We start from the raw sequence: 24705 nt of genomic DNA on the forward strand, positions 1-24705 counted from the left end.
TTGCACTACTTAATTCGGCAGACTTGGTTGCCCGGTTGAGTTACGTGAGGTAAGAAGTCAGGTCCGATAAACGCCGACGACGCCGGACGCCGGCGGCTACAGGCCCGAGAGCAGCAGATGCGATTCGATGATGGGCAGGGCGTAGAAATCGTCCAGGGCTCGGCCAATCCCCCCCATCGTCACCGCCTGGTCCGCCAACTGCGACCACTCGACCCGCACCTTGTTGGTCGGCGGCGCGGTGCGGTCGGCGATCATGTCCAGCAGCGTCACCAGGAACAACTCCCCCGCCAGCGAGATCTGGCCGGCCAGAACGATCGTCTCGGGATTGAACAGGTTGGCCAGGCTCGCCAGAGCCAGTCCCAACCATCGCGCCGCCTGCTCGAGGGCGTACTTGGCTGCGGTCTGACCCGACCGCGCCTCATTGACGATGTCCTCGACCGTGATCGATCCCTTGTCCCGCCCGATCAGCTTCTGATAGAAATCGACCAGCGCGTAGTTCGAGGCAAGCGTGTTGAGGCAGCCGCGATTGCCGCAGCCGCACAACGGGCCGTCCGGGTCGAGGCACACGTGGCCCAGCTTGCCCGCCACCGCCTCGGCGCCGGCGTAAATCTTGCCGTCCAGCACCATTCCCAACTGGATTTCCGATCCCACGTTCACGTACAGAAAGCTCTTGATGTCCTTGCAGACGCCGAACCGCGCCTCGGCCAGCGTGGCCAGGCGGATGTCGTTTTCCACCCAGACCCGGCAGCCGAACTGGCTGCGGATGTACCGGCCCAGTTCCATCCCCTTCCACCACGTTCCCAGCCGCGTCTCGGTCAGCGTCTGCTCCTTGACGTCCAGCCGGCCCGGCACGCCCAGCGAAATGCCGAGGATATCCTCACGCCGACAGCGGTCCTCGATCAGACGGATCAGCCCGCGGCCCAGCGACAGCAGCAGGTGGTTGCGATCCTCCAGGACCGTTGGCTCCTCCACTTGATGGGCCACCACCGTGCCCAGCAGGTTCGACAGCGTCAGTTGAACCTGGTTCGGCATCAGGTAGCCGCCGACGATCATGTACCGTTTCGGGTTGATCTGCAAGAGCTTGGGCCGGCGGCCCGCTTTGGACCGGCCCGGGCCCTTTTCCTGCAGGATGCCTTCCTTCAGCAGCGACTCGACGTGGACCTGCATGGTGCCCTGCCGCATCCCGGTCAACGCCACGATGTCCCGCCGGGCCAGGGTCTTGCCGCCCTTGAACAGGCTCAGGATGAGCTGGCGGTTGTACTGGTTGATCTTGTCCCGCCCGACCAGCGGTACATCGAGATTCTTGGCCATCTGCGCCTCCTCGCCGACGTGAAAGTATATTGTAGCTAATTCCAGCGGCCGCACCAATGGAATTATAGATTTCTAGTATTACACAACCCTTTATGTTGCAATGGCTTATATAACACCGTCAAACATGTAAGCGGATTTGGGTGGGCCAATTATATCCATATCGTATTTTTGGCTTCTTCGGCATGTGGCGGACGGGGGCTTGTGATATGATTGGGGTTTGGGTAAAAGTGACGCCTTTGATGCGACAGCCTTGCGAGAATCGCTGTGATTACCATTGTCGATTACAAAGCGGGTAACCTGACGAGCGTGCAACTGGCCTTCGAGCACTTCGGGGCGCGGGTGCGGATCACCGACGACCCGAAGGACGTGCTGGCGGGTTCGCGGGTGGTGTTTCCGGGCGTCGGCGCGGCTGGGGCGGCGATGGAGCAGCTTGCCGGACTGGGATTGCTCGACGCGCTGCGGACGGTAATCGGGCGCGGCACGCCGTTTCTGGGCATCTGCATTGGAATGCAGGTGCTGTTGGAGTTCTCCGAGGAAGGCGAAACCACGTGCATGGGCGTGCTGCCCGGCCGGGTCCGGCGGTTTCGGCCCAGGGATCCGCTCTGCAAGATCCCGCAGATCGGCTGGAACGCGGTGAACATCGCCAAGCCGCACCCGCTGTTCGCCGGTATCGAGGACGCCAGCGAGTTTTACTTCGTTCACAGCTACTATCCGGCGCCGGCCGACCAGGTTCTGATCGCGGGCCGGACGGACTATGCCGACGCGGTGTTCGCCTCCGCCGTGGCCAGAGACAACCTTTTCGCCACGCAGTTTCACCCGGAGCGTTCCGGGCGGATCGGGTTGCGACTGCTCGAGAATTTCGCCGACTGGAATCCCTGATGCTGACCAAACGGATCATTCCCTGCCTCGACGTCCGCGACAAGAAGGTGACCAAGGGCGTGAGGTTTCAGAACAACGTCGATCTGGGCGACCCGGTCGAGATGGCGGTGGCCTACAGCGACGGCGGCTGCGATGAGCTGGTGTTTTACGACATCACCGCCTCAGCCGAGCGGCGTCCGATCGATATCGAGATGGTCCGCCAGGTCGCACGGGCCGTGCATATCCCCTTCGCGGTCGGCGGCGGGATTCAGAATCTCGACGACATGCGGCGGGTGTTGCTGGCGGGGGCGGAGAAGGTCTCGGTCAATTCGCTGGCCGTCGAGAATCCCGGGATCATCGCGGAAGGGGCGCGGCAGTTCGGCGCCCAGTGCATCGTGTTGGGCATGGACCCGGCCAAGACCGATGACCTGGCGCGATTCCCCAGCGGCTATGAGATCACCACGCGCGGTTTCCGCCATCGCACCGGGTTGGACGCACTGGCCTGGGCCAAGCGGGCGGAGCAGCTCGGCGCGGGCGAGATCGTGGTCAATTCGGTGGACGCCGACGGCACGCGCGAAGGCTACGAGCTGAACCTGACGCGGCTGATCGCGACGAACGTGGGCGTTCCGGTGGTCGCCTCGGGCGGCGCGGGCGTGCCGCGACACCTGACGGACGTGTTCAAAGAGGCCTTCGCCGACGCGGCGATCATCGCCAGCATGACGCACAGCGGCGAGTATTCGATCAAAGCGATCAAGGACGAGTTGATCGCCGCCGGTGTGCCGATCCGCCGGAAGTGGTAGAACTGCCCTTTCCAGAACGGCGCGGAACACGCGGATGCGGATCAAGATGGGGATTCGGGTTGGCGAGGCGTCGAAACGACGCGCCGTGCGGTCACTCGTCGGTGGAGTGGATGTTGTCTGCGACCCGGGTGGCGTTGAAGGGCTCGTCGCGGTCGCCCCACCAGCCAAAAAGCTCGTCCGGGCCGGCGGATTCGATGAAGAATCCCCAATTGGCCGCTTGGAGTTTCTCGGCGAGATGCCGCTGGGTCTCTGTCGGCCATGCCGGATCTCCTGGACCTATGCGCTTGGCCCACTTCATGATGTCGCCCGACCAATACCGAAGCGGGATTCCCCAGGCGTCCTGGACCTGGCGGACCTGGCGGTACGTCCCATCGGCGTCCAGCGGATGGCCCAATTGGCAAAGCCCCGACGCCTCCTGCCACTGACCGGAGGCATCGGGCCTGCGGCTCGTCTCGGCCGGAGCGGCCGTCCTGATCTGCTCCAGGATGGAATTGGACTGCGGCACCTGCTCAAGCTGGAATACCAGAAAGTCATTGTTGGTGGGAGCAACGCCGCCCAGCCCATCCGAGAACTCGGTCACCCCTTCCCAATTCATCGCCGGTGCGTCCGATGATGTGTCCCGAAAGAAGTAGTCGTCCCAGTCGGGAGGATCGCCACCGGCCCTCCAGCCCATACGGTCGTCACGCACGAATCGATCCCACTGTTCACGGTCGCATGCGTCGATGGGCACGGCCAGGGGGTAGTAGCCGGTGGCGTTTTTGAAGGCGGTGACGGCTTCGGAGAGCATGGCGATGGTCTGGCGGGTCCGGGTGACCTGCGACTGCTTGTGAGCCGCCGCGGTGGCGGTGATGATCACGGCGATCAGGATCCCGATGATGGCTGTGGCCACCATGATCTCGATCAGCGTGAAGCCTCGCATTGTCCGGGCCGTCGTCGTCATCGTGGACCCGTCAAAGACTATTCCACCGTCCAGTTGAAGATGTCATCCTCGGTGCCGAAGATCAAGTCATTGCCGGCGGAGAGGAGGATGAAACCCTCGGGATTGTGCGGGCGGAAGAGCGGCGTGGCACTTGGTGTCCCGTCGGCAGGGACATCCGTCAAGCTACCACCAACGGTTGCGCTCGCGTCTTGGATGAACCGCCAGAAATCGACGGAATTGACGCTACTATTGCCGGAGATGTCTCTGAAGTTCCCGTCGGTAATGTTCCGGTTGTCCTCGTAGTAGTAAATGTCGTCCTTGGCATTGGGACGGGAAATGCCCTTGCCGCGCTCATTGGCGGCGTAGTAGAGGATCGGCGAGTAGTCCAAATAATTGGTCGCCCCACTGGGAACCGGATCCCTAGTGCGATTATACTTGTCACAGAGCAGCCAGACATAGCCGTCGGTTGTGACGCTTTGGTCTTCGATCGTCTGGTAGCCTTCCGGGCTAATGTACGGCCCGCGTCGGGCAACCTTCATATCGGGATTACCCCAGTCTGGATCAGTGGGACCAACGACCGTGCCTGTGTTGGTGCGATAGTAGGTTGTGCTGATGCTATCCGCGCCAGCACCGGCCGGGCAGCCGAGTTTGTCGCGACCCATGAGGGCGAACGCGAGCCGGTGCGCCCCTTGGACTACGTGGGTAGCATCAACGACTTGGTCACGTAGATCCCCGTCGTCGTTGGTGTCGGTCGGCTCAGCACCATCAGCGTCTTGCGGCAGGGACGACGGATAGTAGTGATAATCGCCTTTGAACATCTCAAGTCCCTGGCTGAGCGAATAATGCTGGGCCCGGATACTGGCTTCGAGGGCGTTTCGTCGGGCGCGGTTGACCGCGGGGACGAGGATGCTGATCAGAAGGGTGATGATGGCCACCACGGTGAGCAGTTCGACGAGGGTGAAGCCGGGGTTACGCGTGCGCTTCATAGTCCTATCTCCTTAGCTATGAGACCGTTAGTAGTCTGGCTTATATCCGCACAGTAATACCTGCAGCTCGGTTGGCCCGCCGCCTTCCGGTTCCGGGGGCCGGTCACGCATATTCTAACCGCCGCCGGAAATACGGGCCAGCAAAATTCGAGTTTTCAAGCCTTTGCACCAATCGCGCGGCCTCCAGCCGCCTCTGGAGGATTATAGGGGCGAGGGCAAGGGGGTGGAGAGGCTCTAGGCTCTAGGCTCTAGGCTTTAGGCTTTAGGCTTTAGGCTTTAGGCTTTAGGGGCCGCCTTCGGCGGAGGGTGTGGGCATACCGCACCGTGCAGAGTGACGGGGGCACGTTGGCTTGTGTCGGTTCCGGGTTTTGCATTTTGATATTTGGTATTCTCAATTTTCATTTCCCCCTTCTCCGCGCGCTCCGTGCCGTCTGATAGGGTCTCGCCAACGAGGACCGAAGCCCTTCAGCGGGTTGGCGGATTTGGTTGCGGATGCGGTAACGGGGCGGTAAGCTGGGCGGTCTGGTTTTTTCGCACTAGAAGGCGGCTTTTTGCGTCTTGAAGGAGCAGGAGATGGCGGTGTCGGCGAGTATCGGCAGGCAGATTGTGGACCTGAACGCGGACTGGGTGTTTTTCCGGAAGAACATGCCAGCCGCCCGGGTGTTCGCGGCGGCGGCCAAGGACGGCGAGAAGGTGACCATTCCGCACAGCAGCCTGCTGCTGCCGCACCACAACTTCGATGAGAAAAGCTACCAGTTTGTCAGTTGGTACCGCCGGGAGTTTGAGCTGCCCAAGACGGCTGAGGGGCGAAAGAAGGTATTCATCGAGTTCGACGGCGTGATGCTGGCGGCGAAGGTGTACGTCAACGGCAAGCTCGCGGGCGAGCACAAGGGCGGCTATACGCCGTTTGCGTTCGATATCACCAGCCTGGCGCGGTTCGGGCCGGGCAAGGGCAACCGAAACGTGGTGGCGGTGCAGGTCGATTCGCGCGAGCGGCCGGACATCGCGCCGTTCGGCGGGACGGTGGACTACCTGGCGTTCGGCGGGTTGTACCGCGAGGCGCGGGTGGTGCTGACCGAGCGGGCGTGGATCGCCGACGCGTTCCCGTTCGCGACCGACGTGCTGTCGGACGGCCGGACGCTGCGGGTCAAGACAACGGTCGCCGGCGACGGGGCGGGCGGCGAGTTCGTCGTCGCAGCCACGCTGCTGGACTCCCGCGGGCGGAAGGCCGCACGCGCCGAGCAGGCGATCGAGGCGCCCGTCAAGGGCGAAGCCCACGTCGAGCTGGCAGTCGACGGGCTCGAGAAGGTCGAGCTGTGGGATATCGACCGGCCGACGATGTACAAGGTGCGGGTCGAGCTGCTCGAAGGCGGAAAGACGGTGGACGCGGTGGAGAAGCCGTTCGGTTTCCGCGAAGCCCGGTTCGACAAGGACGGACGGTTCCGCCTGAACGGGCGAGTGGTCAAGCTGATTGGGCTGGACCGTCACCAGACCTATCCGTACATCGGCTGCGCCGCTCCGGCGCGTCTGCAGCGGCGTGACGCGGAAGTTTTGCGGGAGGAACTGGGCCTGAACATCGTGCGGACCTCGCACTATCCGCAGTCGGTGCACTTCCTGGACCGCTGCGATGAGTTGGGGCTGCTGGTGTTCGAGGAGCTGCCCGGCTGGCAGCACATCGGCGACGCGGCGTGGAAGGCCAACGCGATCGAGCAGATGAAGGAGATGATCGTCCGCGACCGGCACCATCCGAGCATCGTGCTGTGGGGCGTGCGGATCAACGAGTCGCAGGACGATCACGACTTCTACGTCGAGAGCAACCGCGTGTCCCGCGAGCTGGACCCGACCCGCCAGACCGGCGGCGTGCGGTGCTTCCGCGAGAGCGAGTTTCTGGAGGACGTGTTCACGTTCAATGAATTCTCGAGCAACGTGCGGGAGCCGAACCACGTGCCGTACCTGATCACCGAGTTCGCCGGCCACACCTTCCCGACCAAGACGTTCGACCGGGTGGAACGGCAGATCGAGCACGCCCTGCTGCACACGCGGATTCAGGACAAGCAGATGGGCATGCCGGAGATCGCCGGGGCGATCGGCTGGTGCGCGTTCGACTACAACACGCACATCGATTTCGGCTCGGGCGACCGGATCTGCTATCACGGCGTGTCGGACATTTTCCGATTCCCGAAGTTCGCAGCGTACCTGTACATGAGCCAGAAGGACCCGGCCAAACAGGTCGTGATGGAACTGGCGGATTTTTGGGCCCGCGGCGACTGGAATCACTGCACCAAGTTCCTGCTGATCTACTCGAACTGCGACGAGGTCCTGATCAACGGGCAACTCAACGGCCGGGCCGAGCCGATGCGGGAGGAGTTTCCGAACCTGGCGCATCCGCCCTTCCGGTTCGACAAGATGAAGGACGTGTGGGGACACGGCTGGAATGACCTGGAACTGGTCGGCCTGATCGGCGGCAAGGTGGCCATCCGCAGACGCTGGCCGGCGGACAAGCTGCCATCGAAACTGGCGGCGTGGACCGACAGCACGGTTCTGGACGCCGACGGAAGCGATATGACGCAGCTTTCGTTCATGATGGTCGACCGGTTCGGCAACGTCTGCCCGTACGCGACGGGCGCGGTAACGGCGAAGGCGTCGGGTCCGGTCCGGATCATCGGCGAGAACCCGTTCGCCCTGGTGGGCGGGCGCGGCGCCCTTTACGTTCGCAGCGACGGCCGCAAGGGCGCAGCGAGCATAGAATTGACGTGCACCAGCGGGCACAAAGCCCAGGTGAAGGTCAAGGTCGGCTGACGGTTACAGCCGAGAGCAAACCGATGATGCCGGCGGAGATCCGTCGGCGATGAAGTGGCGGCCTGGATGAAATGGACTGACAACAGAGCGGCGCGGACGGCGGCGGTGGCGTTGGGCCCGGTGTGGCTGCCGGTCTACTGGCTGGTGCAACTGGCGATCGCGTTCGTGGGGATCTGCTACTACCTGGTGGTCGAGCGGACGCTGGGCCTGGTGTTCGCGCGGACGATCAACCGGACGCGGGTGCGGGTGCGGTGGTACACGGTGCCGCTGCTGATCGTCGCGGCGCCGCTGGCGCTGGCGGTGCAGTTGGCGATCGGGCTGTGGAAGTTTTTGGTCTGGTGGCACCGGTGGCTGGCGCGGTGGCAGTGGGGACGCGACAACTGGTGGGGAATCGCGGCAGCGATCGTCTTTGAGGCGGTGGCGGTGCTCGTGTTCATCGGGAGCTACTACCATCCGCTGCCGTGGCGGCTGATCGGCTATGAGATGGTGCCGGCCCGGTGGTATCGGTACGGTTTTGAGACGCCGGTGCGGGTGCTGCTGAGCGGCCCGGCGCTGTTCGGCGCGGTGGTGCTGCTGGTAGCGCCGACGCTGATCGGACGGCTGCGAAAGGTCCGGCGGCTTCAGGAGGTGGTGTTCCTGCCGCGTCAGGGTCTGGCGCTGCTGGCGTTATACACGACGCTGCTGGCCCAGGAGCCGCTGCGCGGCGTGTGGATCAACAAGGCGTGGCTGCAGGCGGCGTTGGGACTTCTGGCGGCGATCGTGGCGGCGGGACTGATGGTTCTGAGCTGGCGAACGCTGCAAGGGCGCTCGAGCTGGCGGCAGTTCGTGTGGTTCTCAGCCGTGCGGCTGTTGGAGAAGAAGCGCATCGCGCTATTCTCATTGGCGGCGGTGACGCTGTGCACGGCGATGCTGTTGATTATCATCAGCATTATGGGCGGGTTCGCGGAGAACATCCGTCGGGCGACGCACGGCTTGATGGGCGATATCATCCTCGAAGGCGACGGGATGCGGGGCTTCCCGCACTACGCGGAGTTCATCAGAGTGCTCCAGAGCGATGCGCTCAGCGAGTACGTCGAGGTGGCCACGCCGGTGATTTACACCTATGGGCTGCTGAACGTCTCGGGCACATACACGCAGAGCGGGACGATCACGGCCGGCGTCAGCGCGGTGGGCATCGACCTGGCGGGCAAGATCGCGGTGAGCGACTTTGCCAAGGGGTTGACGCAATACAAGATGGACCCGTCGCGGGTGAAGCTGGACCAGGAGGTGCGTCCGCCGGGCGACCCGAACGCCCAGGAGCTTCCGGGACTGATCTACGGCTTGGACATTCTGGCGTGGCGCGATCCGGACGGCAATTACCATCGGCTGGTGGACTACTGGTCGACCTGCACGCTGACCGTCGTTCCGGTCAGCCCCAGGGGCAATGTGATGCGGGCGACGAACCCGTCGGTGGTCCGCAAGTTCTACATCATCGACGATGCCCGGACCGGCGTGTTCGATATCGACGAGCGGAGCGTGTACGTCGATTTCAACACGCTCCAGAAGATGCTGTACATGGAAGAGCAGGAGTTGGAGGACGGCGGGACAGTTCCCGCGCGGGCCCACCAGATCCAGATCCGGCTGAAGGAAGGGGTCAACCTCGAAGAGCTGCGCAACGGCATCTGGTACCTCTGGGAGACCTACCAAGCGGAGTTCGAGGACCCGTACAACCTGCTGAGTCGCGTCGAGGTCTACACGTGGGAAAGCTACAACCGCAAGCGGATCGCCGCGGTCGAGACGGAAAAGCAGCTCATGATGATCCTGTTCGGGATCATCAGCATCGTGACCGTGTTCATGGTGCTGTGCGTGTTCTACATGATCGTGGTGGAAAAGACGCGGGACATCGGGATCCTCAAGAGCATCGGGGCGTCGGCGACGCAGATCGCGCTGGTGTTTCTGGCGTACGCGGGCGTGATCGGGCTGGTCGGTTCGCTGGTCGGTTCGGTGCTGGGCTGGCGGGTGGTGCGGAGCATCAACGAGATTCACGATTGGGTGGTGCAGGTGTTCGGCTGGCGGGTGTGGGATCGCGAGGTCTACGTGTTCGACCTGATCCCGGACCAGGTGAAATTCGAGGACGCGGTGAACATCGTGATCGTGGCGACGGCGGCGTCGGTGGTCGGGGCGATCATCCCAGCCATCCGCGCGGCGAGGATGAACCCGGTCGAGGCTTTGCGCTATGAGTAAGCACGCGAACGTCATCCTTGAGGCCCGCGATATCCACAAGAGCTATTGGCTCGGGCAGATCGAGGTGCCCGTGCTCAAGGGGGTGGATCTGGAGGTGGTCGAGGGCGAGTTTCTGGCGGTGGTCGGGGCTTCGGGCAGCGGCAAGAGCACGCTGCTGCACGTGCTCGGCGCGCTGGATACGCTGGATCAGGGGCAGGTGACCTTCGAGGGCGTGGACGTCTTCGCCGCCGATGAGTCCTATCGCAATCAGCTTCGCAACCGCCGGTTCGGCTTCGTGTTCCAGTTCTACCACCTGCTGCCGGAACTGACGGTGCTGGAGAACGTGCTGATGCCGGAACTGGTGGGTTCCAGCGTGGTCGCCTGGCTCTCGAAGGCCGACCGGTCGGAAGAGACGGGCATGGCTTTGCTCGAGCAGTTCGGGTTGGCCCATCGGGCCCATCATCTGCCCAGCCAGCTTTCCGGCGGCGAGCGCCAGCGGGCGGCGATCGTCCGGGCGGTGATGAACCAGCCGGTGGTGCTGTTCGCCGACGAACCGACCGGCAACCTCGACGCGACCACCGGACGGCAGATCATCCAGGTGCTGATGAACCTGCACCGCGGCGGACAGACGATCGTGATGGTCACTCACGACCAGGAGATCGCGAGGACCGCGGATCGGACGATCCGGCTGACCGACGGACGGACCCGCAGGGAGGGGTAGCGATGGGCCTTTCGCCACAGCGAATCGAGTATCTTATGCGCCTTGCCGTCGAAGAGGCGCAGCGGTCGATGCGGGCCGGACACGGCGGACCGTTCGGCGCGTGCGTGATCCGCGGCGATGAGTTGATCGCCGTCGGAACCAACACAGTAATCCGCGACAACGATCCGACCGCCCACGCCGAGGTCAACGCGATCCGCGCCGCATGCGCCAAACTGGGCACGTTCTGGCTGGAGGGCTGCTGCCTGCTGGCGACGGCTGAGCCGTGCCCGATGTGCATGTCGGCGATCTACTGGGCTCGGATTGAGAAAGTCTACTTCGGCTGCCGGAGGCAGGAGGCGGCGAAGATCGGCTTCGCCGATGAGGATATCTACCGCGAGCTGGAAAAGAACCTGCCGGACCGGCGGGTGCAATTCGTTCCGGACGTAGCCGCCGACGCCTGCCGCGAACTGATGGAATCCTATCTCACCCTGCCCGACCGCCGGAAGTATTGACGGCTAACGCGACAGCCGCCCGTGCGGCACGCGATGAGGCAATCATTCCAGTTGACATTAAAGGGCGAATGATTATTATTGAATGAGGACCGGCACAATATCAGGTGAGCGGTGGGAGTGAGATAGCATGAGGAAATTCAGCGTTATCGTGGAAAAGGATGAAGACGGCTACTTCGTCGCCACCGTCCCCGCGTTGCGCGGCTGTCATACCCAGGCCAAGTCGCTCGATGTCTTGATGAAGCGGGTAAAGGAAGCCATCGAGTTGTGCCTTGAGGTCGAGCAGCCCGCTGCGAACGAGTTCATCGGCGTTCAGTGGGTGGCGGTGGAGAATTGAGCAGCTTGCCGGCCGTTACGGGCATTCAACTCATTCGGGCGCTTCGCCGGCTCGGCTTCGACGTCGTCCGGGTGAGGGGCAGCCATCATTTCTTGAAACACGCCGATGGTCGCTGTACGGTCGTTCCGGTACATCGCGGAGAGACGATCGGCCGAGGGTTATTCGCTCAGATCCTGAAAGACTGCGATTTGACTCGGGAAGAGCTTATCGAGAAGCTATGAAGCCGCGGTCACTCCTGGAGGAGCGTTCTGAACCACTTACTGCTGCGAACAAGATGCACCCTTTGCTTCACAGCAATACTCCTTTTCCCACGTTCTTGCCCCGAATACTGCCACCCTGCCTTTTGAAAGGCCTTGACCGCTGTCTTGCCCGAAATGTTCCCAAGAGGTCCCACGAAGCTACACCGCCACGACGATGGGTTGAGCGTCCGATGATCGCGACAGCTCGGCGGCTGCCTTCTGATCCTCGGCCCAGAGCCATGCGGTGATGGCTTCGCGAATGTTCTCCAGCGCCTCCTTTTCGTCCTTGCCCTGCGACACGCATCCCGGCAAGGCCGGACACTCGATAACGAACCAACCGTCTTCGGCCTGCTCCATCTTGACGTGAAAGATCATTGGCGACCCTCTCAAAAAGGCTATCTTTATTATAGCGGATTGCATCCGGCCTGCATAGCCGAAACACACCGTCTCTGTTGGCGCAAGTCCCCGATGTTGTTTGCACCTGGATGGCCACGTCAAACTGGCCCTGCAAGAAGGCCGGGGCCGTTGATCAATTCAGCTTCCGAGATGCTACTCAGCCTTGACGCCTTCTCCGCGTGCTCCGCGTGCTCCGTGCCGCTCCGAAAGAGACTGTCAGCGGCTCTACTCGATGGCCTTGGCTCCCGCCTCAGCCACCGCGTGGTCGTTCTCCACCACGCTGCCCGAGACGCCGATCGCCCCGATCACGGTGCCGTCCTTGTCCCTGATCGGCAGCCCGCCGGGAAACGTGATCAACCCGCCGTTGGAGTGCTCGATGTTGTACAGCGACCCGCCCGGCTGGGAGAGCTTGCCGATCTCGCCGGTCGGCATGTCGAAGAACCGGGCAGTTTTGGCCTTCTTGATCGCAATGTCGATGCTGCCCAGCCACGCCCCGTCCATCCGGATGAACGCCCTGAGGTTCGCCCCCGCGTCCACCACCGCGATGTTCATCTTCACGCCCATCCCCTCCGCCTTCGCCAACGCCGCCTTCACCACGTTCTGCGCCTGCCTGGTCGTAATGTCCGACATGGTCAGTGCCTCCAATGTCTGATGTTGACGGTTCCGAGTTGAATGGTGCGTCAAGACGACGCACCCTACGCTCACGCCTTCGCTTCGTTTGATTTCGCTGCGTAGTCGGCGAAGGGGCGGACGAGGTTCATGAATTCCATCGGCACCACGAATTTGGTCGAGGGGCTGGCGCCGAGGGCCTTGAACGCATCGAGGTACTGGATGGCCATCGTCTTTTCATCGACCTTGCTGACCTGGTCGAAAATCTGTTTGATCGCCAGGGCCAACCCCTCGGCGTTGAGGAGCTGGGCCTGACGATAGCCTTCGGCCTGCAGAATGGCCGCCTGCTTTTCGCCCTCAGCCACCGTGATCCGGGCCTCGCGGGTGCCCAGGGCCTCGGTGACCACCGCGCGGCGGTTCCGCTCGGCCGACATCTGCCGCGTCATCGCCTCCTGAATCTCGCGCGGCGGCAGAATCTCGCGAATCTCGACGCTGGTGACCTTCACGCCCCACCGCTCGGTCACCTCGTCCATCTTCGTCCGCAATATCTGGTTGATCTGCTCGCGCTTGGCCAGCACCTCGTCCAGCGTGATATCACCCACCACCGCCCGCAGCGTGGTCGTCGCGATTCCCTGCGAAGCGCCGGCAAAATTCGCCACCTCGACCACCGACTTGACCGAATCGGTCACCTTCCAATAGATCAGAAAGTCGATGCTGATCGACGCGTTGTCCTCGGTGATGCACGTCTGCCGCGGGATCTCGAGGAACTGCTCCCGCAAATCCACCCGCACCGGACGATCGACCACCGGGATGATCCAGACCAGTCCGGGCCCGCGATAGCCGATGCACCGGCCCAGACGAAAGATCACCAGCCGCTCGTACTCAGCCACGATCTTGATCGCCATCGCCAGCAGAATGATCAGGAAAATGACCACGAACGCCAGGATCAGCACCCAGTTGAACTCCAGTTCCTGCGCCAACAGCATCGTCGGTCTCCTTCAAAACGCCCGTCGTTGACGGTTTGCCAAACCACTCCGACCCAATGGGTCAGGCCTCGCGACGCGACCCCTGAGCCCGACGCACCTTCAGCTTCAACCCGTCCACCGCCACCACCTCGACCGGCTCGCCCGCTTGCACCGGCCCATCCACACTCTGGGCCGTCCACTGCTCGCCCTCGACCAGCACCACGCCTCCCGGCGTCAGCGCCGACTGGGCCACCCCTTGCATGCCCGCCAACCGCTCGACGCCCATCACCACCCGCCGCCGCTGCGCCTTGATGACCAGAACCATCACCAGCAGGAAGAATCCCGCCGTCATCACCGTAGTGACCAGGATCAGATCCCACGGCACCCGCCCGAACGGCGACTGGGCTGGGAACAGCATAAATGATCCCAGCACGAACGCTGCGATCCCCCCTACCGTCAGGATGCCGTTGGTCGTGGTCTTGAGTTCCGCGATAAACAGCACCACCGCCAGGATAATCAGCAGGATGCCCGCCAGGTTCGTCGGCAGAATGTACAATCCGTACATCCCCAAAATCAGGCACACCCCGCCGACCACGCCCGGGAAGATCATCCCCGGACTCGCCAGCTCGAAGTACAACCCCCACACCCCCAGCATCAGCAGGATGTACGCCACCTCCGGGTTGCTGATCGCGTGAAGGAACTCCTGCACCCACGTCGGCTCCAGACGCACAATCTCGGCCCCTTGCGTGCTCAGCCGCACGTTGCGACCGGAGACCTCCACCACCTTTCCGTCGATCTGCGTCAGCAGGTCGGTCAGGCTCGTCGCCATCAGGTCCACCACGTTTTTGGCCGCCGCCACGCTCGCCGGAAGCGACTCGCCGCTGCGCACCGCCTCCTCGGCCCATTCGACATTGCGTCCGCGAAGCTCAGCCAGCGAACGGGCGTAGGCAATCGCGTCATTGAGCAGCTTGGTGCCCATCGCTCCTTCCGGCGTCTGCCCGCCCACGCCCACCGGCGTCGCCGCCCCGATCCGCGTACCCGGCGCCATCGCCGCAACGTGCGAGGCGATCGTGACGAACGTGCCCGCCGAACCGGCGCCCGCGCCTTCCGGCCAGACGAACGTGACCACCGGCACCTCGCTGCCCAGGATCGCCTTGATGATCTCCTGCATCGAGGTCACCAGCCCGCCCGGCGTGTCCAACTCGATCACCACCGCTTGGTACTGCTCCGGATCGGCCCGCTCGATGCCCTCCGCCAGGTAATCAGCCACTGCCGGGTCGATCGTCCCGGTAACCCGCAGCACCAGCACCTTGCCCGCCAGCGTCAACGGTTCCGGCTGGGTTGAAGGCTGGGTCGCGGGCCCCTGGCCGACCGCGCAAACCGCCAGCGCGATAGCCATGAGGATCATCGTTATGCGGTCCACCCAGCCCGGGCCGTGCGTTCTCATGCCTCACCCCTGATTTGAGGCCCATTATCCGACCAGCCTTTGCATATGTCAATCAACCGCCGACGGCACTTGACAAACCGTAAAAATAAAAAAATGCGACCGCGGGGTGATACAGTGCGGGGGGGACACTGTACCGGAAGAGGGGAGGAACTACCCACGGCCGCATTATTAGGCCAAATTCAATTCCGTTGCGTATTCGTTTGTCAACCGCTCAACCACTACACACCGAATTATACGGTTTCTTCCACAGCCCGTCAACCCATCTTTTTCAGAAAAATCCCCGGAATTTCTGGTCCGCGTTACCGCTCATATTTATCATAGACACTTTCGAATTTCTCGTAGGCCTGCTGGTCAAAGAGCACAAAATACACATCCTTTAACGCCGTCTTGCCCTCCAGATGCTCCCGCACCACCCCCAGCATGATCTCCGCACAGCGGTCCAGCGGAAAACCCGCGATTCCCGTCCCGATCGCCGGAAATGCAATCGAATGCAAGCGGTGCTCTTCCGCGATCGCCAGGCACGCCCGCACCGTGCTTTCCAGCGCCTCAGCCGTCGTCCGGCCGCCCAGACGCATGCTTGCCGCATGAATGATGTACCGCGCCGGCAGATCGCCCGCCCCCGTCAGCGCCGCCTCCCCCACCCGAACCGGCCCGTGGCGGCGGCATTCCTCCTGGATCCGTGGCCCGCCCCGGCGGGCGATCGCCCCCGCCAGCCCGCCGCCCAGGATAAGGTCGTTGTTGGCAGCATTGACGATGGCGTCTACGGCGTATGTCGTAATATCTCCTTGTTCAATGTGGATGTCCGCCATAAAGTATTCCTTTACAATGAGATTCACCTTGATCGGCATCTTAAGCGGCTGCCTGCAATTGCCGATTCTTGAACTGTTCCGTAGTTTTTATGAGCAAAAAAAGAACCAAACATCGGAACCAACCCAACATGCAAAACGCCGTCATGCCCCAATTGACCGAACTAGCCGAACTGGACCGACGCGACCTCATCGACCGCCTCCTCCATTTCCCTGGCACGTTCAAATTCGATTTTACTCCCGAGTACGTCGAGGGCCTGTCCACGGACGAACTCCGGCACATTCTCATGGCGGCGTATCTGCATGCCTACCAGAAGGACCGGCGTTAAGCGGCAGCCGCCCGATCGATCGTAAGCCTTTTTCGGTCAAGGACTTATACTGGCCTGAGCCCCGCATCTTCCGGGATGCAGCGTTCCGCCGCCATGTCGTCCCCGGCAGACACCGTCATTCGAGACCTCCCTTTTGGGCCGACCGTGAAGCAGCCAAGTGCGAACGTCCGATAAAACCGCAGCGGCTGACCGACAGTGACCATTGTCCGCCCAACGGGATGGTAGTCTCGTTCATCACGCTCTCGTGGCCAAGTCACTTCGGCTGCGACCAGAACGGGCGTTCTCCATCCGAATCCTCGCAGCCGACCACCCAAGCGCCGCACCCGCCATCCACCGCCCTTCGCTCCTTTCGCACCGATCATGGCATGCGTCATTAGAACCTTGTCCTTGTCTCACTTCAATCCGCAGCCGGTCTGTCAAAGAGACAGCACGGCACACGTGGCTGGTACGTGAAACGCGATGGTGGGTGTGGCGCGATCTTCTGGACCACGATTCGCGTACGTGGACAAGGATTTGGAGACAAGGAAACACACCATGACGGTCGTATCATGATGATCCAGCCGCATCGCGCCCCGCTTTAGGCCTGAATCGCACTTGTTTGCCACCCTCGACACGCTTATAATCTTCCAAGGGTGTTTCGCGAAGGCTCTGCTTCTGGAAGATCACTATGGATGAACTTCTGCTGAAGACAAGCAAATTCAAGATTGTCCGCCGGATGATCGAAGCTGGGGGCGACGAACCGGTCACCAAGGAGTTGATGGTCCATCCGGGCGGCGCGGTCATCCTGCCCATCACCAACGACGGGCGCATTGTGATGGTCTACAACTACCGGTGGTCAGTGAATCGTGAGCTTCTGGAGCTACCAGCCGGCACGCTGGAACCGCTGGAAGAGCCGGAAGAGTGCGCCTGCCGCGAACTCGAGGAGGAGACCGGATATGCCGCTGGGACGTTGCGGCCGCTTTGCCGCTTTTACACCTCGCCGGGTGTGACCAACGAGCTGATGCACGGGTTTGTCGCGACCGACCTGACCCAGCACGAGCAACACCTTTCCAGTGACGAGAAGATCAAGGTCGAGATCATGAGCTTTGAGCAGGTCGAACACGCCATGCGCACCGGCAGGATCATGGACGGCAAGACCCTTGCTCTGTTGCTCTACCACCAGATGCTGGAGCGGTCATGAGCTGGTACGATCGCGACTATTCCCGCGAGGAGCCCGGCCACTTCGGCGGCGGAGGCGGCGCGCTGAACTTCGCGTTTCCGCCGTTGACGCCGATCGTCAAGTACTTCCTGATGGCCAACGTCGGCCTGCTCATTCTGACCGCCCTGACCGGCGGCAACCGGAGCTGGATATACGACGCCTTCGCGTTGCGCGATTTCACCGGCGTCCGCCTTCTGGAGCTCTGGCGGCTGGTGACTTACCAGTTTCTCCACGGCGATCCGTGGCACCTGTTCGTCAACATGATCGGGTTGTATTTTTTCGGGACTCAGTTGGAGCGGCTTTGGGGATCGAGGCAATTCGTCATATTCTACCTGGTCTGCGGCGTGGCCGGAGGCATCGCGTTCCTGATTCTCGGGCCGCTGATCGCCGGCGAGGACATGCTGGTCGGGGCCAGCGGGGCGATTCTCGGCCTGCTCGCGGCCTGCGCGATCCTGTTTCCGCGGATGATCGTCCTGTTCCTGTTTTTCCCCGTGCCCATCCGCTGGCTGGCGATCGGATTGGGCGTGCTGTACGTATTGAACATCATCTGGTCCGGCAGCCTCTCCGACGTCTGCCACCTGGGCGGCATGCTCACCGGAGTCGTTTTCATCGCGTTTCAGCCGTTCTGGCGGCAGTTTCGCACCGAAGCCCGGCGCGGCCAGTGGCAGCAGCGCGTGCAACAGGAGCAGACCGAGCAGGAAGAGGTGGATCGGATTCTCGACAAGGTTCATCGCGAGGGCATCGGCAGTCTTTCTCGCCATGAGAAGAAGGTTCTGCGGCAGGCCACGGAACACCAGCGAAATCGTGACGAACGCATTCGCCGCGATTTGAGACGATAGTGCACAGACGGCAGATCAGGTAGTACAGTTCAGGAGACGGACGGTGGCGGAACTCGTTTTCCAGCAGTGCATCAACCCGCAATGCGGTTCGACCTTCGGGGTCGACGAGGTCATTTTCAGTTGCCCGCGATGCGGCGAACTGCTCGACACGAAATACGATTGGGACAGGCTGGCGCCGCCCCGGACGCTGCGCGACTTCGAGGGCCGCTGGTGCACCAAGGCCAGCCCGTACGACTTTTCCGGCGTCTGGCGGTTCCGCGAGTTGCTTCCGTTCGTCGAGCCGGAGAACATCATCACCGTCGGCGAAGGCCGCACGCTGCTCCAGCGGGCCGACCTGCTCGCCCGGTACATCGGCCATCAGCCGGGCAAGCTCTTCCTCCAGTACGAGGGGCTCAACCCCTCCGGCAGCTTCAAGGACAACGGGATGACCGCTGCGTTCAGCCTGGCCCGCAAGCTTGGCATGCGGCGGGTGGCCTGCGCCTCGACGGGCAACACCTCGGCCTCGCTGGCGATGTACGCCGGCATGTCCGGCACGATGCAGGGGATCGTGTTCATCGGGTCGGGCAAGATCGCCTACGGCAAGCTTTCGCAGGCTCTCGAGTACGGGGCGTTGACGCTCCAGGTTCAGGGCGACTTCGACACGTGCCTCAAGCAGGTCCGCGCCGCCTCCGATCGGCTGGGCCTCTATCTGATGAACTCGGTCAACCCGTTCCGCCTCGAAGGGCAGAAGACCATCATGTACCGCATTCTGGAGGCCCGCGACTGGCAGCCGCCGGACTGGATCATCGTTCCGGGCGGCAACCTGGGCAACAGCAGCGCGTTCGGCAAGGCCTTCGCCGAACTCCACGAATTCGGCCTGATCGACCGCATTCCGCGGCTGGCGATCATCAACGCGACCGGGGCCAACACCCTCTACGACCTCTACGAACGCCAGGGCGTCCGATGGAACCAGGGGCACATCGACCGGGCCAAGATCGACGCCCACTACGCCAAACTGGACGCGGAGAACTACAAGGCCCACACGATCGCCTCAGCCATCGAGATCGGCCGGCCCGTCAACCTCAAGAAGGCGATCCGGGCGCTAGAGATCTGCAGCGGCGTGGTCCGCGAGGTCTCCGACGAGGACATCATGGAGCACAAGGCGATGGTCGGCCGGTTCGGCTTCGGCTGCGAACCCGCCTCCGCCGCCTCGGTCGCCGGGCTGCACCTGTTGTTGAAGGAAGGCGTGATCGCGCCCTCCGAGAGCGTGGCGTGCGTGCTGACCGGGCACCTGCTCAAGGATCCGGACGCCACCGTGGCCTACCACACGGGCATCAACATGAAGAAGGCGACGCCGCCGCCGGTCGAAGAGCCGAAGGGCGAACTGGCGAACCGGCCCATCCAGGTCGCCGACAATCTCGATTCGATCTGCCGCGTGCTGGAATCCCATACGCCGACGGTCGCCCGCGACCAGGCGCCGGCGTTTCCGTCGATCGCGCCGCTGGTCATCGAGCATTGAGTGGGCACGGCCGCCGTATAGGCAGTATCGACAAACGTGGCTGGCGACTAACGGCGAAGACGTGATTCATGAAATGACACCACAGAACTTGACGGAACGATCCCTCGACCTGCTCGACCGCTGGATCGACGCGTCCGAGCAATACTGGTACACCTGTCCCGACCGACGCGAACTCGGCTGCTACGGCACCGGCTACAATTCGTGGGGCGTCCAGACCAACCAGAAGTACATCGCCGCGGCGGCCACGCTGGGCGCGATGCGAAACCGCGACCGCGCCACCGCCCGCGCCCTGGCCGCTTTGCGGTTCAGTCTGGCCAGCCACGTCAGCGGCGACTACCACTGCACCGACAAGACGACGTGGGGCCGAACGTGGATCAGCGGCCTCGGCATCGAACGGATGATGTTCGCGATCAGGCTACTCGACCCGCACCTGACCGGCGACGACCGTCGGGCCCTGCGGCGGGTCCTGATCGACGAAGCCGAGTGGATACTGGACGGCTATCATCGTCACAACCAAAGCACCATCGGCGGCCACCGCTGGGCCAGCCAAGGGCTCAACGTGCCCGAATCCAACATCTGGAACGGGGCGATCCTCTGGCGGGCCGCCTCCATGTACGGCGATCATCCGCGGGCAGATGAGTTCCGCGAGCGGGCCCACCTGTTCCTGGTCAACAGCGTCAGCGTTCCCGGCGACGCCGAAAACGAGACCGTTCTTGCCGGCAAGACCGTGCGTGAACGTCATCTGGGCGACAATTTCTTTCCTCACTACGCCCTCGATCACCACGGGTACTGTAACGTCGGCTACATGGCCATCTGCGTCAGCAACGCCGCCATGCTCCACTTCGACGCCATAGGGTTCGGCTGGCCAGCGCCCGAGACGCTCTACCACCACCAAGCCGATCTGTGGGCTGTGCTTCGCCGCATGGTCTTCGCCGACGGCCGACTTGCCCGTATCGGCGGCGACACGCGCCTGCGATACACCTACTGCCAGGAGTACCTGCTGCCCAGCCTCATCTTCGCCGCCGACCGCTTCGGCGACCATCACGCCCTGAGCCTGGCCGACCGCCAACTGGCCATGATCGAGCGCGAAGCCGAGTTCTGCGGCGACGGCTCCTTCTACAGCCAGCGGCTTGAAAAGCTCGCCTCGCACACACCCTACTACTACACCCGTGTCGAATCCGACCGCTCGTGCTCGCTGGCCCAGCTCTGCGTCCATCTGGCCCTGACCGAATTGCCCGAACCGGCTGACGAACCGTTTGAGGCCAGCGTCTCGGGCGGCTGGCACGAACCGGAGTACGGGGCGATCCTGCATCGGACCGCTAGACGCCTGGTTTCGGTCGCCTGGCGTGGTTTCCACGGCCCGATCGCGTTTTGCCAGAGTCCGAGCGACGGCCACACCGCCGAGTGGGAGCGCAACCTCTCCGGCTGGGTTGAGGTCCTTAACCACCGCTACCGGGAAGCGCCTCGACCGCCGGCGATCCGCATCGAGAAGACCGCCGGTGAGCCCATCGACGGCGGCTTCGTCGCCACCGGGGTCTTCCGGGAGAGCGCGCACGTCGAACTGGCGGAGGGATGGAGCAGCGAGGACTGCATCCGCCACGCCATCGCCTACGCCGCGCTGCCTGACGGGCGGACGCTGGTCGGCCTTCAGCACGCGGTGACCGCCGACCGGCGGCTGTTCCTCGGCCGCATCGAAGGCATGGGCCTGAACCTGCCCAACGACCTCTACAACGACTTTCGCCGCCGGATCGTCACCGCCAAGGGTGAGACGATGATCGAGTCGCCGCCCAGCCGCGACGAGCTTGTGCCGCTCGAGACCGCGTGGATCAACATCGAGGGCACAATCGGGGCCATCGGGCTCTACGGCGCCGATCAGATGTTCCTTCGCCGCTCCGCCGACCGGCTCGGCGGCCCGGCCCATCCATCCCTCTACGTCGAGCGTTTCTGCTTCGGCGCCCGTCAAGGCGTCTTTGATACGCCGCCTTGCACCGTCGTGCTCGATGTCGGCTGGGCCGTCCTCGCCGACGCCGACCCGGCGACCACCCAACGTTTCCACGACTCCAACCGCACGGCCCTACTGCCCATATCCGGCGACCGCGTCCGCGCCGTCCGCATCCGCGGAACCGATGACAACCTCTACACCGTGATCGCGAACTTCTCCGACGCCGACCAAGTGATCGACCACGACGGCCAACCCATCCGCATCCCCTCCTGCCAGACCGTCATCATCCCCACCGAACCGGCACCATAGCGCCCTCGGCGCCCGCGTTAACTTAATACTCAAGACCTGACCCCATCGGATCAGGTCTTGGAAGTCTGGTCGGATTGGACCGACGATGCCGCAGATTGCCGACCGGAGGTTCTACTCCGGTATCTGTTCGGCTACCTGTCCATCGTCGCCAAATAGATGGTCACGCGGCGGTTCCTGGCCTTGCCCTCGGGTGTGCGGTTCTCGGCGATCGGCTGGGTTTGCCCCACACCCCTGGTGGTCATGCGACCCGCGTCAATCCCGCCGCCGCGAAGCACCTCAGCCACCGCCTCGGCGCGGGCCTCGCTGAGCCCCTGATTGTCGGCGGACTTGCCAAGCTGCCGCAGATTGGCGATGGTGGCCGACTTTGCGACCCGATCGGTGTCTGTGTGGCCTACGATCGTCAGGGCCCGATCCCTCACCTGATCGTTGTTAAGTATCTCGGCAAGCTTCTCGAGGGCGGCCCTGGCCCGCGGCTTGACGACGGTGGAACCCGAGTCGAAGGTGGTGTCGGACCGGAACTGGAACATGCCCTTATCCCGGTCGAATTCGAAGAGATTCGGGTACCTCTGGTCGAGATCTTCCACGGCCGCGACCACCGCTGGCGGAACCGGCGGCGGTTCGGGCGCCGGGGTGACCACAGGCTCGGGCTCAACCACGGGAGCCGGGGCGGGAGTCGGGGTCGGTCTGGGCGGCGCTGTGACCGGCTCCACCATCACCGTTTCCGGAAAGGGCTTGGGCCTCGGCCGGCAGCACGCGCAGCCAGTAAGCCCCCCGCAGACCAGCAGAACCGTCAGCACTACCGTCACAACTTCCCTAATCCGGTACATCACCATCTCCTTTGCTCGATCCAAGGGTCAGAGGCCGAACGCAAAGCCATCTGCGAAACCGCCGGCCGCTTCTCGCCCAGCCCACTATACCCCATACATGGAATACCAGCGGACGCCCCACGGGGCTTCCACCAATAATATCTATCATTAGTTTGCCGGCCGAAACGGGAAAAGCAAGCGCATTTCTCCTCAACGACCCCGATTCCGCCGGGAGAGCGGGGGCGAGGCCGGCCCTGTCGCAGCCCGGTTCTGAACACCGCCTTGACCCGGGTTGCGAATTCGGCAACAATGGAGCACCGCTTGGGTGAGCGCGGAAGGGAGGCACTGATGACGGTCAACTTAACGGCAGTATGTGGGCACTGCCGTCAGCGTGTGGCGGCGAGGCACGAAGTCCGCGACGGCAAAGTGTTCCTGGTCAAGCAGTGCCCGCGCTGCGGCGGGAGCGAGGCCCTGGTGAGCACGGACGCCGCGGCCTGGCAGCACAAGCGCGACATCTGGGGCTATGACCCGACCGAGCCGACCGGCTGCAGCCTGCACTGCGACACCTGTCGGATCGACCATACGCCGACGATTGTCTTTGTCGAAGTGACAAATCGCTGCAACATGAGCTGTCCGATCTGCATCGCGACCGTTCAGAGCGTCGGGTTCGACTATCATCCGCCCCTGGAATACTTCGCGAAGCTGTTCGTTCAGTTGGGCCGTCTGAAGCCTAAGCCGTTCGTCGAGCTGTATGGCGGCGAGCCGACCCTGCGGGAGGACCTGGTGGAGATCGTGCGTCTGGCACGCCGCCAGGGCCTTCGTCCCCGGGTGGTGACCAACGCCATCCGCCTCGCCGACGAAGACTACTGCCGCAGCTTGTGCGAGGCGAAGGTGCCCCTGCGGATATCCTACGACGGGCCCGATCCGGAGACGTACCAGCGGCTGCGAGGCGACCCGCACGTGGGCGAACTGAAACGGCGGGCACTGGCAAACCTCCGCAAGTACAACCCGCGAAAACACGCGATGCTCTGCTGCCTCGGATTGAAGGTTAACGACAAGCACGTCGGCGACATCCTCGCCACGTGTCACGAATACCGCGACGTCATCGAACAGGTGGGCTTCATCCCTCTCAAGGAGGACTGGCAGGGCGACGGCGTTCAGCCGCCCCACCATACCACGCAGGAAGACGCCGAGCGGGCGATCCGCGAGGGTGTTGTGGACGGCCGGGTGGATTTCATTCCCGCCGGTTTCGTCCACTGGCTTGCCCCGTCGAGGCGGTTTTTCACGGAGAATCCGCGGTCCAAGAACTTCATGTTCAGCGGCTCTCATCCCAACTGCGAGTCGGTCACCTTCCTCGTCTCCGACGGCACGAACTACCGCAGCATCAACCACTACCTTAAGATGCCCCTGGACCGCCTCGCCGAAGAGGTGTTTCGCCGGGCAAGGGTCCTCAACGACCGGCTCGCCCGCCTGGACCCGCACAAGTTCCTTCAACGATGGCGCGGACGATGGCTGGTCGCCAGAACGTTCGTTCCCCTGATGTGCCGGGCGGCGGACCTGCGCGCCGTATTTAGGGGGCATCCGTTCCGCGCCGCGGCGAGAATCCTCGCCGGCGCGGTGCGTGGCGAACGGATTTGGGATGCCTTGCGCCGCGTGACCGGACTGCCAAGTCTCCTGCGGGTCGGGACCTTGCCGTTCGAGGAGTATCTCACCGTGGAATCCCAGCGGCTGGCCAAGTGCAGAGGCGTTTTCGCGTATGAGGACGCTCGCGACGGCTCGTTGCAGTCCATCCCCGTCTGCACCTGGTTTCTCTACCGCAAGGAGGTTCTCCGAACCATCAGCGAGAAGTACGGCGTGGCTCGATCGACTCGCGAAACCAGTCCGAGCCCGGCGGCGCCGTC

General features: G+C 63.2%; 23 protein-coding genes. 14 read left to right on the forward strand and 9 right to left on the reverse strand.

Annotated features, from left to right (window positions below):
* Positions 1-96: 96 nt before the first annotated feature.
* Positions 97-1311 (reverse strand): ROK family protein, encoded by a 1215-nt coding sequence (locus GXY33_17935; protein ID NLX07022.1) that lies wholly within the window; start codon positions 1309-1311, stop codon positions 97-99.
* A gap of 264 nt (positions 1312-1575) precedes the next feature.
* Between GXY33_17935 and hisH the strand changes: the two genes are divergently transcribed.
* A complete protein-coding gene (gene hisH, locus GXY33_17940; GenBank protein ID NLX07023.1) occupies positions 1576-2190 on the forward strand; it encodes an imidazole glycerol phosphate synthase subunit HisH in 615 nt (204 codons plus the stop codon).
* Positions 2190-2969 (forward strand): imidazole glycerol phosphate synthase subunit HisF, encoded by a 780-nt coding sequence (hisF, locus tag GXY33_17945; GenBank protein NLX07024.1) that lies wholly within the window; start codon positions 2190-2192, stop codon positions 2967-2969. Before hisH ends, hisF begins: the two co-directional genes overlap by 1 nt.
* Before the next feature lie 91 nt (positions 2970-3060).
* Here hisF and GXY33_17950 read toward each other — a convergent pair whose 3' ends face one another.
* Positions 3061-3909, reverse strand: a complete 849-nt coding sequence (locus tag GXY33_17950) for a prepilin-type N-terminal cleavage/methylation domain-containing protein (GenBank protein ID NLX07025.1) — start codon at positions 3907-3909, stop codon at positions 3061-3063.
* A gap of 17 nt (positions 3910-3926) precedes the next feature.
* Positions 3927-4874: a type II secretion system protein gene (locus GXY33_17955; GenBank protein NLX07026.1), complete on the reverse strand. Its 948-nt coding sequence runs from the start codon at positions 4872-4874 to the stop codon at positions 3927-3929.
* Positions 4875-5447: 573 nt separating this feature from the next.
* Between GXY33_17955 and GXY33_17960 the strand changes: the two genes are divergently transcribed.
* From GXY33_17960 to GXY33_17985, 6 genes are all read left to right on the forward strand, one after another.
* The gene (locus GXY33_17960; GenBank protein ID NLX07027.1) at positions 5448-7673 is read left to right on the forward strand and encodes a glycoside hydrolase family 2 protein; all 2226 of its coding nucleotides are present in this window, start codon (positions 5448-5450) and stop codon (positions 7671-7673) included.
* Positions 7674-7739: 66 nt separating this feature from the next.
* A complete protein-coding gene (locus GXY33_17965; GenBank protein NLX07028.1) occupies positions 7740-9896 on the forward strand; it encodes an ABC transporter permease in 2157 nt (718 codons plus the stop codon).
* On the forward strand, positions 9889-10596 hold the full coding sequence (locus GXY33_17970) for an ABC transporter ATP-binding protein (GenBank protein ID NLX07029.1): 708 nt from the start codon (positions 9889-9891) through the stop codon (positions 10594-10596). The genes GXY33_17965 and GXY33_17970 overlap by 8 nt, the downstream gene beginning before the upstream one ends.
* A 2-nt stretch (positions 10597-10598) precedes the next feature.
* Complete coding sequence (locus GXY33_17975; protein NLX07030.1) at positions 10599-11087, forward strand: nucleoside deaminase; 489 nt, start codon at positions 10599-10601, stop codon at positions 11085-11087.
* A 127-nt stretch (positions 11088-11214) separates the two neighbouring features.
* Positions 11215-11421, forward strand: a complete 207-nt coding sequence (locus tag GXY33_17980; protein ID NLX07031.1) for a type II toxin-antitoxin system HicB family antitoxin — start codon at positions 11215-11217, stop codon at positions 11419-11421.
* Positions 11418-11642 carry a type II toxin-antitoxin system HicA family toxin gene (locus GXY33_17985; protein NLX07032.1) on the forward strand — a complete coding sequence of 75 codons (225 nt, stop codon included), beginning with the start codon at positions 11418-11420 and terminating at the stop codon, positions 11640-11642. Before GXY33_17980 ends, GXY33_17985 begins: the two co-directional genes overlap by 4 nt.
* A 177-nt stretch (positions 11643-11819) precedes the next feature.
* Here GXY33_17985 and GXY33_17990 read toward each other — a convergent pair whose 3' ends face one another.
* From GXY33_17990 to GXY33_18010, 5 genes are all read right to left on the reverse strand, one after another.
* Positions 11820-12035 (reverse strand): type II toxin-antitoxin system HicB family antitoxin, encoded by a 216-nt coding sequence (locus GXY33_17990; protein ID NLX07033.1) that lies wholly within the window; start codon positions 12033-12035, stop codon positions 11820-11822.
* A 246-nt stretch (positions 12036-12281) separates the two neighbouring features.
* Entirely contained in the window at positions 12282-12686 is a 405-nt protein-coding gene (locus tag GXY33_17995; GenBank protein NLX07034.1) for a heme-binding protein, read from the reverse strand.
* Positions 12687-12757: 71 nt separating this feature from the next.
* Entirely contained in the window at positions 12758-13651 is an 894-nt protein-coding gene (locus GXY33_18000) for an SPFH/Band 7/PHB domain protein (GenBank protein ID NLX07035.1), read from the reverse strand.
* 61 nt (positions 13652-13712) lie between these two features.
* Complete coding sequence (locus tag GXY33_18005; GenBank protein NLX07036.1) at positions 13713-15077, reverse strand: nodulation protein NfeD; 1365 nt, start codon at positions 15075-15077, stop codon at positions 13713-13715.
* A gap of 299 nt (positions 15078-15376) precedes the next feature.
* Positions 15377-15886 (reverse strand): macro domain-containing protein, encoded by a 510-nt coding sequence (locus tag GXY33_18010; protein NLX07037.1) that lies wholly within the window; start codon positions 15884-15886, stop codon positions 15377-15379.
* 143 nt (positions 15887-16029) lie between these two features.
* Between GXY33_18010 and GXY33_18015 the strand changes: the two genes are divergently transcribed.
* From GXY33_18015 to GXY33_18035, 5 genes are all read left to right on the forward strand, one after another.
* Positions 16030-16212, forward strand: a complete 183-nt coding sequence (locus GXY33_18015) for a hypothetical protein (protein ID NLX07038.1) — start codon at positions 16030-16032, stop codon at positions 16210-16212.
* Positions 16213-16879: 667 nt separating this feature from the next.
* Entirely contained in the window at positions 16880-17392 is a 513-nt protein-coding gene (locus tag GXY33_18020; GenBank protein NLX07039.1) for an NUDIX hydrolase, read from the forward strand.
* Complete coding sequence (locus GXY33_18025; protein ID NLX07040.1) at positions 17389-18249, forward strand: rhomboid family intramembrane serine protease; 861 nt, start codon at positions 17389-17391, stop codon at positions 18247-18249. The genes GXY33_18020 and GXY33_18025 overlap by 4 nt, the downstream gene beginning before the upstream one ends.
* A gap of 43 nt (positions 18250-18292) precedes the next feature.
* Positions 18293-19747, forward strand: a complete 1455-nt coding sequence (gene thrC, locus GXY33_18030; GenBank protein ID NLX07041.1) for a threonine synthase — start codon at positions 18293-18295, stop codon at positions 19745-19747.
* Between the two features lie 88 nt (positions 19748-19835).
* On the forward strand, positions 19836-21998 hold the full coding sequence (locus tag GXY33_18035; protein ID NLX07042.1) for a hypothetical protein: 2163 nt from the start codon (positions 19836-19838) through the stop codon (positions 21996-21998).
* A gap of 131 nt (positions 21999-22129) precedes the next feature.
* Here GXY33_18035 and GXY33_18040 read toward each other — a convergent pair whose 3' ends face one another.
* On the reverse strand, positions 22130-22825 hold the full coding sequence (locus tag GXY33_18040) for an OmpA family protein (protein NLX07043.1): 696 nt from the start codon (positions 22823-22825) through the stop codon (positions 22130-22132).
* A gap of 327 nt (positions 22826-23152) precedes the next feature.
* Between GXY33_18040 and GXY33_18045 the strand changes: the two genes are divergently transcribed.
* Positions 23153-24705, forward strand: a 1553-nt coding sequence (locus tag GXY33_18045) for a radical SAM protein (protein NLX07044.1), incomplete at its 3' end; no start/stop codon positions are given.

This window comes from Phycisphaerae bacterium, assembly GCA_012729815.1.
In the GTDB taxonomy this organism is placed as follows: Bacteria; Planctomycetota; Phycisphaerae; order JAAYCJ01; family JAAYCJ01; genus JAAYCJ01.

What these genes read in the sequence shown, in the direction of transcription:
- GXY33_18020 (NLX07039.1), top strand. Translation starts at nt 16,880, where the DNA reads ATGGATGAACTTCTGCTGAAGACAAGCAAATTCAAGATTGTCCGCCGG.
- GXY33_18005 (NLX07036.1), bottom strand. Translation starts at nt 15,077, where the DNA reads ATGAGAACGCACGGCCCGGGCTGGGTGGACCGCATAACGATGATCCTC.
- GXY33_17970 (NLX07029.1), top strand. Translation starts at nt 9,889, where the DNA reads ATGAGTAAGCACGCGAACGTCATCCTTGAGGCCCGCGATATCCACAAG.
- hisF (NLX07024.1), top strand. Translation starts at nt 2,190, where the DNA reads ATGCTGACCAAACGGATCATTCCCTGCCTCGACGTCCGCGACAAGAAG.
- GXY33_18000 (NLX07035.1), bottom strand. Translation starts at nt 13,651, where the DNA reads ATGCTGTTGGCGCAGGAACTGGAGTTCAACTGGGTGCTGATCCTGGCG.
- GXY33_17990 (NLX07033.1), bottom strand. Translation starts at nt 12,035, where the DNA reads ATGATCTTTCACGTCAAGATGGAGCAGGCCGAAGACGGTTGGTTCGTT.
- GXY33_17995 (NLX07034.1), bottom strand. Translation starts at nt 12,686, where the DNA reads ATGTCGGACATTACGACCAGGCAGGCGCAGAACGTGGTGAAGGCGGCG.
- GXY33_18040 (NLX07043.1), bottom strand. Translation starts at nt 22,825, where the DNA reads ATGTACCGGATTAGGGAAGTTGTGACGGTAGTGCTGACGGTTCTGCTG.
- GXY33_17950 (NLX07025.1), bottom strand. Translation starts at nt 3,909, where the DNA reads ATGACGACGACGGCCCGGACAATGCGAGGCTTCACGCTGATCGAGATC.
- GXY33_18010 (NLX07037.1), bottom strand. Translation starts at nt 15,886, where the DNA reads ATGGCGGACATCCACATTGAACAAGGAGATATTACGACATACGCCGTA.
- GXY33_17980 (NLX07031.1), top strand. Translation starts at nt 11,215, where the DNA reads ATGAGGAAATTCAGCGTTATCGTGGAAAAGGATGAAGACGGCTACTTC.
- GXY33_17965 (NLX07028.1), top strand. Translation starts at nt 7,740, where the DNA reads ATGAAATGGACTGACAACAGAGCGGCGCGGACGGCGGCGGTGGCGTTG.
- GXY33_17960 (NLX07027.1), top strand. Translation starts at nt 5,448, where the DNA reads ATGGCGGTGTCGGCGAGTATCGGCAGGCAGATTGTGGACCTGAACGCG.
- GXY33_17975 (NLX07030.1), top strand. Translation starts at nt 10,599, where the DNA reads ATGGGCCTTTCGCCACAGCGAATCGAGTATCTTATGCGCCTTGCCGTC.
- GXY33_17955 (NLX07026.1), bottom strand. Translation starts at nt 4,874, where the DNA reads ATGAAGCGCACGCGTAACCCCGGCTTCACCCTCGTCGAACTGCTCACC.
- GXY33_18025 (NLX07040.1), top strand. Translation starts at nt 17,389, where the DNA reads ATGAGCTGGTACGATCGCGACTATTCCCGCGAGGAGCCCGGCCACTTC.
- GXY33_18015 (NLX07038.1), top strand. Translation starts at nt 16,030, where the DNA reads ATGCCCCAATTGACCGAACTAGCCGAACTGGACCGACGCGACCTCATC.
- GXY33_17935 (NLX07022.1), bottom strand. Translation starts at nt 1,311, where the DNA reads ATGGCCAAGAATCTCGATGTACCGCTGGTCGGGCGGGACAAGATCAAC.